Source organism: Litchfieldia stipae (assembly GCF_014837155.1).
In the GTDB taxonomy this organism is placed as follows: Bacteria; Bacillota; Bacilli; order Bacillales; family Bacillaceae_L; genus Litchfieldia.
Genome location: NZ_JACYHA010000011.1, coordinates 59,280 through 74,491, shown reverse-complemented (window position 1 = coordinate 74,491; position 15,212 = coordinate 59,280). Strand labels below are relative to the sequence as shown.

At 36.1% G+C, this 15,212-nt stretch carries 13 protein-coding genes; 2 read left to right on the top strand and 11 right to left on the bottom strand.

What is annotated here, in order from left to right:
* Window positions 1-19: 19 nt before the first annotated feature.
* Window positions 20-3,241 (bottom strand): helicase-related protein, encoded by a 3,222-nt coding sequence (locus tag F7888_RS13775; RefSeq protein ID WP_191780299.1) that lies wholly within the window; start codon window positions 3,239-3,241, stop codon window positions 20-22.
* Between the two features lie 366 nt (window positions 3,242-3,607).
* Here F7888_RS13775 and F7888_RS13770 point away from each other — a divergent pair, with 366 nt between their 5' ends.
* Together F7888_RS13770 and F7888_RS13765 are read left to right on the top strand one after the other, a co-directional pair.
* Window positions 3,608-3,757, top strand: coding sequence for a hypothetical protein (locus tag F7888_RS13770; RefSeq protein WP_191780296.1), 150 nt, complete (start codon window positions 3,608-3,610; stop codon window positions 3,755-3,757).
* Entirely contained in the window at window positions 3,754-5,313 is a 1,560-nt protein-coding gene (locus F7888_RS13765; protein ID WP_191780294.1) for a recombinase family protein, read from the top strand. Before F7888_RS13770 ends, F7888_RS13765 begins: the two co-directional genes overlap by 4 nt.
* Before the next feature lie 272 nt (window positions 5,314-5,585).
* Here F7888_RS13765 and F7888_RS13760 read toward each other — a convergent pair whose 3' ends face one another.
* The 10 genes from F7888_RS13760 to F7888_RS13715 form a co-directional block, all read right to left on the bottom strand.
* Entirely contained in the window at window positions 5,586-6,506 is a 921-nt protein-coding gene (locus F7888_RS13760) for a hypothetical protein (protein ID WP_019155095.1), read from the bottom strand.
* A gap of 46 nt (window positions 6,507-6,552) precedes the next feature.
* The gene (locus F7888_RS13755; RefSeq protein WP_019155096.1) at window positions 6,553-7,122 is read right to left on the bottom strand and encodes a hypothetical protein; all 570 of its coding nucleotides are present in this window, start codon (window positions 7,120-7,122) and stop codon (window positions 6,553-6,555) included.
* Window positions 7,123-7,184: 62 nt separating this feature from the next.
* Entirely contained in the window at window positions 7,185-7,418 is a 234-nt protein-coding gene (locus F7888_RS13750) for a single-stranded DNA-binding protein (protein WP_019155097.1), read from the bottom strand.
* Between the two features lie 141 nt (window positions 7,419-7,559).
* Window positions 7,560-9,125, bottom strand: a complete 1,566-nt coding sequence (locus F7888_RS13745; protein ID WP_191780292.1) for a recombinase family protein — start codon at window positions 9,123-9,125, stop codon at window positions 7,560-7,562.
* A complete protein-coding gene (locus F7888_RS13740) occupies window positions 9,115-9,543 on the bottom strand; it encodes a recombinase family protein (RefSeq protein WP_036175041.1) in 429 nt (142 codons plus the stop codon). The genes F7888_RS13745 and F7888_RS13740 overlap by 11 nt, the downstream gene beginning before the upstream one ends.
* Before the next feature lie 5 nt (window positions 9,544-9,548).
* Window positions 9,549-11,108 (bottom strand): recombinase family protein, encoded by a 1,560-nt coding sequence (locus tag F7888_RS13735; RefSeq protein ID WP_036175038.1) that lies wholly within the window; start codon window positions 11,106-11,108, stop codon window positions 9,549-9,551.
* 45 nt (window positions 11,109-11,153) lie between these two features.
* On the bottom strand, window positions 11,154-11,405 hold the full coding sequence (locus F7888_RS13730; RefSeq protein WP_019155100.1) for an SHOCT domain-containing protein: 252 nt from the start codon (window positions 11,403-11,405) through the stop codon (window positions 11,154-11,156).
* Between the two features lie 196 nt (window positions 11,406-11,601).
* Window positions 11,602-12,303, bottom strand: coding sequence for an N-acetylmuramoyl-L-alanine amidase (locus F7888_RS13725; protein WP_019155101.1), 702 nt, complete (start codon window positions 12,301-12,303; stop codon window positions 11,602-11,604).
* A gap of 33 nt (window positions 12,304-12,336) precedes the next feature.
* Entirely contained in the window at window positions 12,337-12,777 is a 441-nt protein-coding gene (locus F7888_RS13720) for a phage holin family protein (RefSeq protein WP_019155102.1), read from the bottom strand.
* 74 nt (window positions 12,778-12,851) lie between these two features.
* Window positions 12,852-15,206, bottom strand: coding sequence for a phage tail protein (locus F7888_RS13715; protein ID WP_019155103.1), 2,355 nt, complete (start codon window positions 15,204-15,206; stop codon window positions 12,852-12,854).
* Window positions 15,207-15,212 lie beyond the last annotated feature (6 nt).

The window sequence follows — 15,212 nt, the reverse complement described above, 5'->3', positions numbered from 1 at the left end:
ATGTTTAATCCCCCTTACACTACTTAACGATTAAATAGGACACAATTTTAAAGTCTTGTAGATTCGTATTTGTACTTGTAACAAGGCTATCTAAATTACCGAGACTAAAGATGTTTAACGTTGTTTGTTGTTCGATTTTCCCTGCAATTTCATCTGTTGCTTGTTCAAGTAGTTCTTTATAATGATCCATCTTTTTCCCTTTACTTGTTTCATCATTAAATAGTCGATACAACTCATCTGCTGCTTCATGATTTCCCAAGCATAACGAGCGATAGATATCTAATATTTTCTTTACTTGAACATGTGAATATAGGACTTCGCCGTTTTCCTGAATATATAAAAGGAAATATGGAAACAGTGCATTTTTTTCGTTTGAATCTGCAATATTTCCGATTTGCTTTAAACAGAAAATGACACCCGGTTGAATTTCATTTTGAAGGTTCTGATTGTGATTCCTTACGATACTAAATAACCCTAGTGGTGCTGTTTTTACTTCTTTTCCATTGTCTTTAATAAAGTTCAATAGATCCATTCGGAAATCATCCATAGTAAAATCAGTAAGGCTTATCGTACCGTTTACTTCCTCTAAATCAATGACTTCATTTTGAAGCTTTTCTAATTGTTTACGGCGATATTCTAAGTCTTTCATATCGTTACTATCCTCAGTAATAACATTCTCTTCTCCAGTGGAAGAGATGTCCATAATAATCATTCGATTTTTCACACGGCCAATTAAATTGATATATTCATCTAATTCCATTGATGGCCAAAAATTAACGAGCTGGATATCATTATTCTTACTTCCTAGACGATCAATACGCCCAAAACGTTGTATGATGCGAACTGGATTCCAGTGAATATCATAATTAACTAAATAATCACAGTCCTGTAGGTTTTGCCCCTCCGATATACAATCTGTAGCAATTAAAATATCGATTTCTTCTACCATATCGGGTTGAACTTTGTCTCTTTCTTTTGAACGTGGCGAGAAATTTGTTAGGACGTTATTAAAGTCTACTTTTTTTACTTTTAATGTTGTCTTTGGGTTATCTGATCCTGTCACAATGGCTGTATGAAGACCGTAATTTTCTAAAATCCACGTGTGTAAGTTCTCATATAAATACTTAGCTGTATCTGCATATGCTGTGAATATTAGCACTTTCTTGTTGTTTTTATTAATTGGCTGAGTAAGTTTTTGTTCAATCACTTGCTTCAATTTATTTAATTTCTTATCACGCTGGGAAGTAATCTCTTTAGCTTGAGATAATAGTTTTACTAAGATTTCTTTGTCATACGACAAATCTTGTTTCCAATGAATTAAATCCACATCTCTCGGTAAAATTTTCACTTTGGAACCTATTAGTGCATCGGAAAGTTCTGGATCCTCTACGTCTAAATTCATAATATCTATTGATACATCGAAAGTTGGATCATAATTGTCTATTTTTTGAATGTGTAGTTCAATGTTCTGAATAATATTTTCTAATGTTAAAGTAAATGAGTAAATTGAGCTTTCCAAGCGTTTTAACAAATTAGATTTCATTAAATAAATCAAGCTATTTTCACGGTCAGTTTGTTTGAACACTTTACCATTCGCAATTTTCGTGTCATATTTTTCACTATAAATGGCTCTCATATTTGGCAAGATGTATTGCATTGGTGAGTAAACAGCTAGTCTTAACCGCAAAATCTCATTATTTATTTGTTCCATCGGTGGAAATTTACCGATTTCATCTATTGATTCTTTTATATTTCTTGGCTTTAACCTATTGGGAAATTTGCCAATATCGTTCATGTTGTAATATTTTTCAATATGTCGTCTTGATCTTGCAATCGTCAATGAATCTAATAGACTAAAATAATCCCAACTAAGCATATCTAATAATCTATCTGTTGTTCTTTCATCTTCAGATAAGTTACTCCACTTATTATATTGCGTTTGAGCAATTCGAATCGTATGAGAGACACTTTTAATATTTGCCGTCTTTTCTAATGCCGAGTCTTCTCCTTCTGTTATAAAGGCAATTTGATTCTTTAAATCATCTAACTTGTTATTGACAGGTGTTGCTGAAAGCATTAATACCTTTGTTTTAACACCAGCTTTAATGATTTCATCCATTAGTCGTGAATATCTCGTAACACGATCATTTCTAGCCTCATTGTTTCTAAAGTTATGCGATTCATCTATTACAATGAGATCATAGTTCCCCCAATTAATATGTTCGAGGTTAATGTCTCCACTGTATCCTGCCTTGCGTGATAAGTCGGTATGATTTAAAAGATCATAGGAAAAACGATCTTCTGCTAATATATTTCGTTTGTCATTTAAACGATAAACAGACCAGTTTTCTCGAAGTTTTTTTGGTGCTAATACAAGAACACGATGATTACGTAATTCATAGTATTTAATGACGGCTAATGCTTCAAATGTTTTTCCGAGACCTACACTATCCGCAATAATACAACCACCGTATGTTTCAATTTTATTTATTGCCCCAACTACCCCGTCTTTTTGGAAGTTATAAAGTTTATTCCAAATAGTAGTATTTTCAAAGCCTGTTTTTTCTTGCAACGTACGAAAATCACGATTTCCTTCTAAGAAATCTTTAAATAGGTTGTAAAGTGTAACGAAATAAATAAATTCTGGGGAATTTTCTTTATAAAGCAACTCAACTCTATTAATAATATCTTCTTTTACATCCTTTAAAATTTGAGCATTTTCCCAAATGGATTCGAAGCTATCTAATAATTGTCGATTTGTACTATCATCATCCACAATATTATTAATATAAATATTTGAAGAATTACTGAATCCTAGCCCCGGACTTGAAAATGGCGCTCCACCGACTAAACCAATTTGATTCCCATCTTTATTTAAAATATGGTAAAGTCCACCTTCAATTCTTTGTCCAACAATAGATTTGAAGGTGGCTTTCTTTTTTAGCCATTTTACCAATTCCCTTGCTACATAACTTTGAGTTAAATCAACTTTATACTTTTGCTCTTCTTTTACTCCGAATAATAATGCTTCATTTAGACCCTCGCCATCTTCACAAAAAGCAGGTTCTGTAAATACAAAACGAAATTCGTCTATATCGGAAAGTTCTTTTTTTAACTCAACAAATGCATATAAAGTGAAGTGAGCTGCTGCAATAGAGATTTTGCTTCCTTTTGCAATATTCTCTTTTAAAACAGTACCGACTAGACCTGTTTGTTTATTATCAATAATTCCTTTTGACATTATATTGAGCGCTCCTTTTTTCGATAGTTAGATAGTTCAATTTTACCATACAACCGAACCTTAGATTCTACTAAATTTTAACAGCATGATTAGTTAATATAATCTTGTGAAAGGTTAATTATCTAGAACTAGAGCGAACAAATGTTTAGAACCAAACTTCCTAGACAATCTCATCACTAAATCTTTTTCTAATGCCCTTCGAAACCAACTTAAATCCAATGTTAAGTATTAAATAGACAGAAAATTTAAATTTTAATTTTATATGTATTTGCTCTTAGAATATCAAAAATTCGAAAGTATTATATTTCAGCTAGATCAGTAAGCCGGCTGAAACATCTAGCCACCAAAATAATGGAGGCTAATAAAATGAACATAGAACGTGTTTATAAAAATGAAACAACAATAGAAAAAATTATAACTGATCTAATCAATAACCAAATTGACCAACTATTAAAAAGCTTATATGCTAAGGATAACACCACTACATCTCATGATGAAGGAAGTGTTCAATCATGAGATTAGCATTGGCAAGTAGTAATTCATATAAAGAAATTGGACAGCAAGAACTTGATAGTACTTTAGCAAACAGACCAGTAAAAGTTGCTATTCTAGTTCGTGTATCAACTCATAAAGAAGAACAAAAGTCATCCCTTGAAAATCAAAGAAAATTATTCACACAGGTATGCGCGGAGAACGGATGGGAAATTTACGACTTTTATCAAGAAATTGAATCGGGTACACACACTAATCGTAAAGGACTTAATCAATTAATCAATGACGCAAAAGAAAATAAATTCGATTTAATTCTAGCTAAGGAATTGTCTCGTTTAGCAAGAAATGTACCTCTTGCCTATCAATTAAAGGAAATCTTAAATAAACATAAAATCCATCTTAAAACACTTGATGGGGCAATTGATACTTTAAATGGAGACCAAGATAAATTTGGATTGTATGCATGGATTTACGAACAAGAATCACAAAAAACAAGCAATCGGATTAAACATACATTCCGAACAAAAGCAAAAGAAGGGGAATTTAATGGTTCCGTACCACCCTACGGTTATTATCTTGAAAATAAAAAGATATTTATTAGAGATGATTATACTCCTGATATTGTTCGTAAGATTTTTCAAGAATATATTGAAGGTAAAGGGTTTGATGGTATAGCCCGTGGCTTATATAACGAAGGAATCCCAACTCCTTCACAGATAAGTGGAAAGGCTAATGCTGGAGATAAGTGGCATGGTTCAACGATTAAGAAAATTCTAATGAACCCTCACTATACTGGGGCGCTTGTACAATGTCGTGATACTAAGCCTACTATCACTGATTCAAGATTATTACTTCCTGTGTCTGAATTTGTAATAGTAGAAAATGTTCACGAAGCTATTATTTCTCTAGATACATTCAACACTGTTCAAGATATGATTATTTCTAGACAACGCATCAGACCCCAACAGGAGATTCATTTATTCACAAATACAGCTTTCTGTGCTGATTGTGGTAGAGGTTTGCACTTTAAAAAGAATCGAAAAGGCTATGTATGTGGTAATTATAATAAACATGGAATCAAAGCATGTTCAGAACATTTTATTAAGGAAAAGCAACTTGCTGAAATAATACTGGAAGATATTGTATCCATAACAGCTAAATTAAACTTGGATGATGTAATGGGTTCTATCGCTAAGAAAGCTTATAAAGTAACCAATAGTACAAAAAAACGTTTGGTTAAGATTGAAAAAGACATTGCAGATTTAAATAATGACAAAGTAAGACTTACAAAACTTCTAGCTCAATCAAGTATAAAAATAGAGGACTACCGCTTAACTATTGATGATATCGATAATAAATTAAATATCTTAGTTACTGAAAAATACGAGCTAGAAAAATCAAATTCAGTATCAAAGGATACAACAGCAACTGATATAGCTAAAATTAAAAAAGAGCTAAGTTATTTCCTTCAATTCAATGAGTTAACAACTGAAATGTTACACCGTCTAGTAGATCGAATTGAAATTAAAAAAGACGGATCTCCAAGAATCTTTTATCGCTTTTCTAACGAATTACTTTAATCAGAAAAGCTCGTCTAAATAAAGAAATTTAAACGAGCTTTCTTTTTTTATATTAATTTTAGCAACGCGCAACACTCAACATGCAACGAGCGGGGTGGATTGATGTCTTTTACATTGTCGGTAGTCGGAAACAAGTCAAAGGCACTTTTTGCACTATCGGTAGGCGGGAACACGTCATCTATATCCACATATTTGAAACAGATTATATTCTATCCCTAGCTCGAATTTGTCAATGAGCCTGCTAACTCAAAATATTACAGTAACTCAACCCCTTAACGGGGATGTTTATCTTTTATTCTTTTTTCTTCTACTACCCATTCTTTTTCGAACAATTCTTTATATTTATACGTGCCACCACTCGCATGTTTTCTCAAATAACCGACTTCAAACAATCCATCCCAACATACATGTATATGTTCATAATTATGATAATTAAACTCATTGGTACATATCGGTAGAGCTACTTTCTCATCATTTACTTTCATTAGATGGTATGGATATTGGTGCTCTAAAACAACATTGTTCTGCTGGATTTTCTTCGAATTTTTACTCCAGCACATCAACAAAAATTGTACGCTATTAAACCTAAATATGTATGAAAGTTGTAAATCAGGGAACTCCTCTTTTTCTACATTTTCATTAAGAAAAATCTGCCCTGTTTCATAATCGATATTTCTTATTGTACTATTTGAATAAAACAAAGGATTTTTGCACCAACGTAATTTCAAATTTCCAAACATGGCTTCATGCATAGGAGAGACATTAATCGCTAATCCACATAGTACTGTCACATTTTCCTTCGGAGCATTATCACATGGATTCATAATGTAATGCAGTATTTCCTTATCAAAAAAAGAGCAATCTTCTTTATGAGACCGGCTATCATTAAATGCATATTTTAATAGCATTTTCTGAATCATCACATAGTCATATTCTATCTCAACCGTATCGTCTTCATTATATCTTCTCGTAAAATATTGGCTAATAAATTCTTTTGCATAGCTATCAATATAGGCAATTTTATTATTATTGCAATCAGCACATACATCTTTAACCATTGGGTCTGCTTCGTGTATTACGCTTCTGGCATCATCAAATGTTAAAAAGCATTCTGGAAATAAATCTAGAACCGCACTTGAAATTATATGTTCTTTAGTTCCTTTCGCTTCTTTCCCACAATATGCACATTTCATATATTACCCCCCTCATATTACACATAGAGATAAAATCTCGTTTCAATCAAAGCTCGATTACGTAATATTTACGACCGTCACTTAAGTCCTGCCAGATAAAATCATATCTGCTTGTTAATGCAATGCTATCTTTATTTTTTCCTACACCTGTTGGCTTAAAAATACAACCGTAAACAGAATATTCTTCTCTAAAAAACCTATATATACCTTCATTGTTGCGCCCTTCATAAAAAGGTCTATCCGAAACAAGAGCAACAGCAGCTGTTCTAGTAAATCCTCGGTTCTTAAGCTCCTCCATAAATTTAATATCCTTCACGAATGAATACATCTGTTCTGGATACTGGCCATTTAATGGGCACTTAAGTTCAATTGCATACTTCTCCGATTTATCTTCATTAAATATAGTGATATCTATTTCTTTTTTTATAGTTTTATTGTCTGGTGTGAAGTATGATACATTTCTTTCAAATTGAATACGATAATCCGGAAGCTTTTCACGTAGGAATATCCCCAGCTCATGCTGGAGGCTAAACTCATTATAAATTTCAATACTCTTAGACTGCACAAACAAGAAAAAGTCATCTACTAATTGCCTTAAATTAAGCAAAGCATCCACCCCATCCACCCTTATATAATTTATAATTCTTTATTACTTTTCATAATAGTTTTACTATATCCTCAAACCTTCTGATACCTCTGTTGATTAGATGAAGTCTTTTCAATAGCCTTTATATTACCTTCCATTTTATTTACGTAGTTTAAAAATAAAGTCCCAAGCAGAAGTCGATCCTTTCTGGGTATTCTATTCCATACATAACCCTTGAACAGGTCTTTAACAAGAAAGACTTCACCTGCATTCAAGTTTTCAGTTTCCTTAATAGCTTCTTCTAGTAACTCATTAACATCGCCCATGTTGTCATCTCCTTATCAATAACAATATCAACAACATTGTTAATAAGATTATATGCCTTTTACCAATTCCAGTCAATAAGAAGAAAACCACCAATCAAGAGAATATATCTCCTGAATGGTGGTCATTCATGAAGGTTGTGTTTATACATCTACTTCTACACCAGATTTAAATTCAATAGTTAGTTTATCATCATAAACCGTTATTTTCTCTATAAGTCTCCTTACTAGTTGCTCATCATACTCCTCAAGGAGGGTGGATTGTTCATTTAGGAACTTTTCCATATCTTCTAGTCTTTGCTTGGAGCCTTTTTTGCCAGCTTCTTCTGCTAAAGCCTTATGCCTTTCCTCTCTGAGCCTGTAAATCTCATCGGCTATATCGTTATAATCCTCTTTGGAATTGGCCAGTCTCAAAAGGTCTTTTTGTAATTCCTCTAGCTTTTTATCTATCTCGGAAACAATATTATTGTCCGTTTCACTTATCACTGTTTCTATATTTTCCTTTAAGATAGTTAAAAAGCCATCCTTTTGCCCTATTAGTTTATTAATTGCATCAACCGTAGCAAGGCCTATCATATCCTCCAGCACAGTTCGGGAATGACAAGTTAACCCTGTATTCTCAAGTCTACTGACGCATCTCCAAACAATCGATTTTTTACCTCGGTTATTCCAATGAACTCTACGGTATATTTCGCCACACTCACCACAGAAGATAATTTGTGAAAACACATGATTTGAACTAAAGTTTCTTTTCTTTCCACTAGTACTTATATGTCCTCTACTTCTACGAACTAACTCTTCTTGTACCTGCATGAAAATTTCACGCGGGATAATGGCTTCATGGTTATTCTCTACATAATACTGAGGTACGATTCCGTTATTCACAACCCTCTTTTTTGTAAGAAAATCTACCGTATAAGTTTTTTGGAGCAGTGCATCACCAATGTATTTTTCATTGCTTAATATTTTCCTTATAGTACTGGTATGCCACCTTTTTTTTCCCGCTCCCGTAAGTATGCCATCAGCTTCAAGTCCTTTTTTAATTTTATCCATACTGGAGCCTTCAAGGTACTCTCGGTAAATTCTTTTAACTATTTCAGCTTCCTCCGGCACAATTACTAATCGCTTATTTTCATCTTTGGTATATCCTAAAAACCTAGAACAATTGACCATTACCTCTCCCTGTTGGTATCGGTATTGGTAACCAAGCTTTACATTCTGGCTTAATGACTGGCTCTCTTGTTGCGCTAAGGATGCCATAATGGTAAGCATAATTTCACCTTTGGCATCCAATGTATTGATATTTTCTTTCTCAAAATATACCGCAACGTTTTTATCTTTAAGTTTTCTGATGTATTGTAGACAGTCCAAGGTATTTCTAGCAAATCGGCTTATTGATTTGGTAATAATCATATCAATTTTCCCAGCCATGCACTCATCAATCATTCGATTAAATTCGTTGCGATTTTTTGTATTTGTACCGCTGATGCCATCATCAGCAAAGATCCCTGCAAATTCCCACTCTGAATTCTTCTTGATAAACTCTGTATAGTGTTCAATCTGCACTTCGTAACTACTAGCCTGCTCATCACTATCTGTAGAAACTCTGCAATAAGCAGCGACCCGAAGTTTTGGTGTTTCATCTTCTTTTCGATTGTTGCCTACACGTTTTATTGCAGGTATAATCATTACATTTTTACTAACTGCCATCTTGCTGCACCTCACTTTCTATTAAGCTGTATACAAATTCGGCTTGTGTAAAAGGATTTGTATACTTCTGAATTACTTGTCCTATGGAAAACTTCTTAGAAATAGTAGGTTTATCTTCTTTCTTTGGTTCAAAGATTCTACCTAGCTTTTTTGCTCTCTTTACCCTCTCTGATTCTGCTCTTTCGTAGGTCTCTTTATCAATGATGGCAGGGTAATAATCATCACCAAAATAACGTTCATTTCTTAGCATCCTTCCCGCAGTTCCATGATAAGCATCTATTCCAGCAGACTTTGCCGCGACCGATAAGGAAAGGCCTGATAAGTAACCCTTATATAAATTCCTAACCTTTTCAGCTTTTTCTTCATCGATAACTGCTATTCCATTCTCTATCCTATAGCCATAAGGCGTATGCGCCATTTTTCTCACATCCTTTCCCTTAGTGTGATTCCACATTTCAGAACAAAACCTATCTCTACCCTTGAGAAAACGATAATTTTTTCAATATGATCATTGAAAATTTGCTCGTTAAAAGTGTTTATCATTTCAGCCTTATTTGTAAACTTTATTAAGTTACTGACTTCCTGCACCTTTGATAATTCTCCATTTAAAGCATGAATTAAAGCTTCTTTTTGCCCCATATAATTATCTGCTTCCATTTGCAGTTCATTGTTTTCTCTGTTAAAAAGGGCAGGTTCTAGATAACCCTTTGCCATAAGCTTTACAAGCAGTTCTCTCTGTTCTGCATTTTTTTCAATTTGCCTCTCTAATTCCTGAATTCTTGAAAGGTTATCTGAGTTGCTCATTCCACGCAAAGCATCTAATAGTGGTTGTAGAATAAGTTTTCTACCGAAAATCAGCTTGTTAATCATAGTAACAAAGGCCTTCTTTATATCCTCATCTCGAATAAACTGCATTGAACATTCTGTTATCTGCTTTAAGTGTTTACTACAACACCAGGCTACATATTTTCTTGTGCCGGATGAATGAATTCGTCTTTTAAAGGTGCTACCACATTCCGAGCAAATAATTTTTCCGGAGAAAGAATACCGGTTTTGGTACTTATCATTACGCTTTTCTATTCCCTTTTCTTTTGCCCTTTGATTTAAGGCAGCCTCTACTGCTTCAAACACTTCATGGCTGATAATTGCCTCATGGTGATTTTCTATTAAATATCTGTTTTTCTCACCATAATTGGTGCGCTTATTAAAACGGGAATCTGTATAGGTTTTTTGCAGTATAACATCCCCGGTATATTTCTCATTTTTTAGAATTCCTCGAATTGTCGTAGCAGTCCAACGACCGCCTCTTTTAGAAGGGATACCCTTTTGATTAAGATCATCTGCTATTTTCTGTGTACCCTTGCCTGATAATACTTCTGCAAAAATATACTTCACAATTTCTGCTTGCTCAGGATTTACCACCATTTGACCGTCAATGTTGTCATAACCATATGGTGGGTATGAAATCTTAAAAGTTCCGTTCTGAAATCTCCTTTGAATTGCCCACTTGTTATTTTCCGAAATGGAGATTGACTCACTTTCTGCAAGCCCGCTTAATATAGAAAGCATCAGTTCACTTTCCATTGATTGGGTATTGATATTCTCTTTCTCAAAGTAGATATAAATCCCAAGGTCCAACAGTTTACGAACCATCTCCAAACAATCCGTAGTGTTTCTTGCAAACCTACTAATGGACTTTGTAATAATTAAGTCAATCTTCTTGTTTTCACAATCTGACAGCATTCTTAGAAGTTCCGTTCGGTTTTCTTTTTTAGTGCCACTAATTCCCTCATCATAATACAAGCCAACATACTCCCATTCTGGGTTTGCCTTTATGTAAGTCTCATAATGGGATTTTTGTGCTTGTAGACTTACTAACTGTTCATCACTACCCGTAGAAACACGACAGTATGCGGCCACTCGTAGTTTAGGTTTGATAATCGATGCAACCTTATTTCCTTCTATTTTCGTTATCTTTTTCATCGCCTCACCTCCTTCTTGGTAGGTCACATATTACCTCTGAAGCCCTTATATATCAACGAATTCAGGCATTATCTCTGCTAAAAAAGGAGAGAAAGTTTGGCGGTTGAGTACATCTATCTTGTTGAATTCTGCCTCCGTTATTAAACCTTTTTGAAGCATCTTTCTAAGTAATTTCTCTGCTTGAATATAATCAAACTCACGCTGTAGCTGCTCCTGTGACATTTTTTTTAATTCGGTGCTTTTGTCTATAACCCCATCTGAGATCTTCATAACTTTTTTATCCTCATGCTGATTCATGTAGAATCACCTCCTACCTAATAGCCGCGGGAACAGGTCGAAGTTGAGGATTTGTAAAAATTAAATTAAATCAGAGCATAAAAAAAGAGCCTGCAAGGGAATAACCCCCACAGGCTATATACATCTAATAGTTAATATTTTTTAGGGAAACTCTGTAAAGCTAAAGCATAATTGCCTATTAACTCGCTCCCCTTGATTAATCATACTTAATAAATGCATCCGTAAATCCTGCCTTTTTAGCTTTTGCAAGCTGTGCCTCAGCATTTGCTTTGACAGTGTATGCACCTATTTGTACACGATAGTATTTCTTTTTCGCTGGTTCTGCTGATTTTTCTTCTTCGCTTAGAAGTTTCTTAACATCTGCTCTAAAGGTATCCATGGTCTTGCCATGCTTAGGAAACCAGTGCATAACATCCGCATGGTTACTGGCTAAACCTTGCTTATAGCCTTCACTATGACAGATGATATCCTTCTCACTTAGTCCATAGAGTTTGCAAAGATGTACACAAAGCTCTACTGCTTCCTTATAAACAGCAGAAAAATACGAGGCATCGGTTAGACCGTCCTCGCAAATTTCAAATCCTATATGCGTGTTATTCGCATCTCCTCCAGCATGCCAACCACGATGATTCCAAGGCAATGTTTGATAGGTGGCAATGGAGCCATCTGCTAACTTACCAATAAAAGCATGGACACAAACTTGACGACCTCCGGGTTTATCCTGATTCCAATGATTGTTGTATTTGTTCTTTCCGAGCAAACCGTCATCTGGACCAACATATCTCTTCAACCACGGGTTGTTAGCCCCTGTTGAGTGAATCATTATACCCTTCGGTTTTATTGTTTTGCCTGCCTTGTAACAAGCGTTTTTTGTAAGTATTAGTTTACGTAAATTCATTATAATCACCTCTAATTAGACATTCTGAGCCAATCATACTCCATCACCTGGCTTACGTGGCTCTTCATCACGTCCATGTAGTTGCCGAAGAACCGATTTTAATTTTTCTGGGATGGGCAGTCCAATATGACCAGCGTTCTCCAAAATGGATATCCCTTCATTACTTAGATAGAAAAAGATTACTGCTGTGCGTAAGGCTCCACTATTATCTCCGATACTACCTAAAATTTGTGTATCGCTAATATGAGCGATACCCACCATTGCAAAGATGAGTACCTTTTTGAAAATTCCCTTGGCACCTATTTCACTACACAATTTTTTATCTATAATGGCACAGAGCACTCCTGTCACATAATCGATGACTATAAAGGCTACCAATGCATAAAGAAATCCATCATAACCGCCGAAAAACCACCCAAGAAATCCACCGACTGTGGCAATAGCCAGTTGTATCCAATTCCAAATCTCTTTCATTAAAGACACCTCCATTCGTGTATTTCCATATAGAAAAGCGCCCCTGCAAATTACAAGAGCGCTGAATGTTACCTTTACATGATTTTTATTAGGTCATAAATTTGTTGCATTACATCTGCCTTGGGTCGTCCTGAACCGATAGGCAACCATGTGACAGGTGGTATATCGAATGCCTGGGAAGAATCAAAACTACTAATCATCAAAATAATCGCATCAATTGCTTTGCGTATTTCAACGATATGAAATGGCCAATTCTTAACAGTGGTCTTTCCTGAGATAATCTCCTCTTTCCAAGTTGCAGGGGACAGATTGTAATAGCTACGCACCCTGTTTATAGCAGTTCGAAGCGTCTGAATATGCGCTGCCTTTACGTGTGTTACATTAGCAGTGATGATTTCAAAAGGTAATGCTAAAATCGTGAAGGTACGAACAACTTCTGTGCTTGCCGATTCGATATCACTGTCAAGACAACGAAAAGTAACTGTATGGCTTCCTACTGAAAGCGGTTCAGCTTGGTAAACGGTCCTGACCCCATTACCAAGGTAGCCGCTTATGGAAAACCTCTCAGGATTGTCTACGCTGTTTTCCCATGGGCCAGAGTCGATCTTTACCTCTACTATTTGTGATTGCCCATCTGGTTCGATACCTGTTGTGATCATAAAACGTGGCGTGGTGTTATAAGTAAAATTTCCAGACAATGGACAGTTCACTATTGGTGCTGCTGGTGGGCTGTTTTTCTTTACAGTGTTGCTAACTACAAAGGCAGAAACAGCATCAAGTGCATCTGTAACACTTATTCGATAACGGGTATACCGACCAGCTATCTGTGAGGCATTTACCTGAAGGCTACCTGAAGTACTGCTTGAAATACTCGTCGTCAGTGCTTCGTATGCCGACCAATTCACACCATCTGCCGATGTAGCCTGTTGTATGACATACTGCTTAATCGCACTGGTTCCTGGTACCGTTCCGCTCCATGAAAGATTTATTGTGTTAGCTTCATATATAGGAGGGGTTGCGGCAAAAGTAGTCGGCGGTATGGGTAGTATATTTTTACGTACAGTATTGCTGGATATAGTCCAGTCTGAGTAAAAATCCTCTCCAGCCGTACCACGAGTTCTTATTCGGAAACGACGATAATGACCACGTGTAGCAGGTGGACTGACATTTAAAATACTGCTTGTTGCAGAAGTATTGACTATCGCCAATGCCAACCAAGCACCCCAATTGCTATTATCTGGCGAATCACTATATTGTATTTCGTAGGAAGTGATGGGATTACCTGCGCCACCAGCTGCTCCACTCCACGAAAGAGTAACGTTTCCTTCAGATAATGTTGCACTTACCGTGCAGGCAGTCGGTGCTGCACAGGCAGTGATGTTGCAATAAATGCTATTACTGATTTTCTCTATTGAGTAAACATCAAATGTGTCAATTGTCCAAATACCAAATTGTGTATATGTTCCTGGGGTCCTCGATACAATTGGATTATAGCTACCACCGCTTGCTGCCAATGTCAACATGGTCAACACATTCCACGCACTCCATGTGCTGTTATCCGTGGATGTGCGACTGGCAATTTGATACCCCTTAATTGGACTGGTACCGCTAGACGCTCCGCTCCAAGTAAGCGTGATAGTCTCATTACTATATGCCGCAGGGGAGGCAACAGCAGTCGTTGCTGGCTTTGGTACCGTATTCCTGCGGACGCTGTTTGTGGATACTTTCCAGCTAGAGTAATAACTAGCTCCTGCTGTACCACGGGTTCGTACACGAAATCTTCGGTAATTACCTCGCGTTGAGGGCGGTGCTACTGATACACTGCCACTTGATGCTGTGGTGGTCACAGTTGTCAGAGCAGTCCATGCTCCCCATGTGATGTTATCGGCAGAATCACTATATTGAATCTCATAACTAGAGATTGTATTATTGATGCCCCCAGAAGCACCACTCCAAGAAAGAGTCACATCCCCTTCCGCAAGTGTCGGGGAAACCGTACAAGATGTCGGTGCTCCACATGCTGTAGTAAGCAATGGAGAGCTTAATACTGTATAACTCGAATTGGTAATTACACCAGAGGATAATGGCAATCGCCCATCAGATACCACTTTGAATGTGACTGGCTGGGTTGCATTACCTGTAGTAGAAGCACAGGTCACCGAAACATACCTGAGTCTTGGTGTAGTTCCATCCCAGTTATCCCCGTCCGCCGCTTTGATTCGCACCTGCGAAGAAGATCCATTTACAGTCATTGTACAAAGCAATGCATAACCATTATGGATGAAGGAACCTGAAGAACCCAATGCAGCGGATATGGTAAAGTTGTATGTCATCTGGCTATTATTAGGTCGGCTTTTAGTATAAGTAATCGTGTAATAAACGGTCGGGCTGGAACCCGCCTGCAGAGTGATGCCGTTAATATCCGCCACTTATAT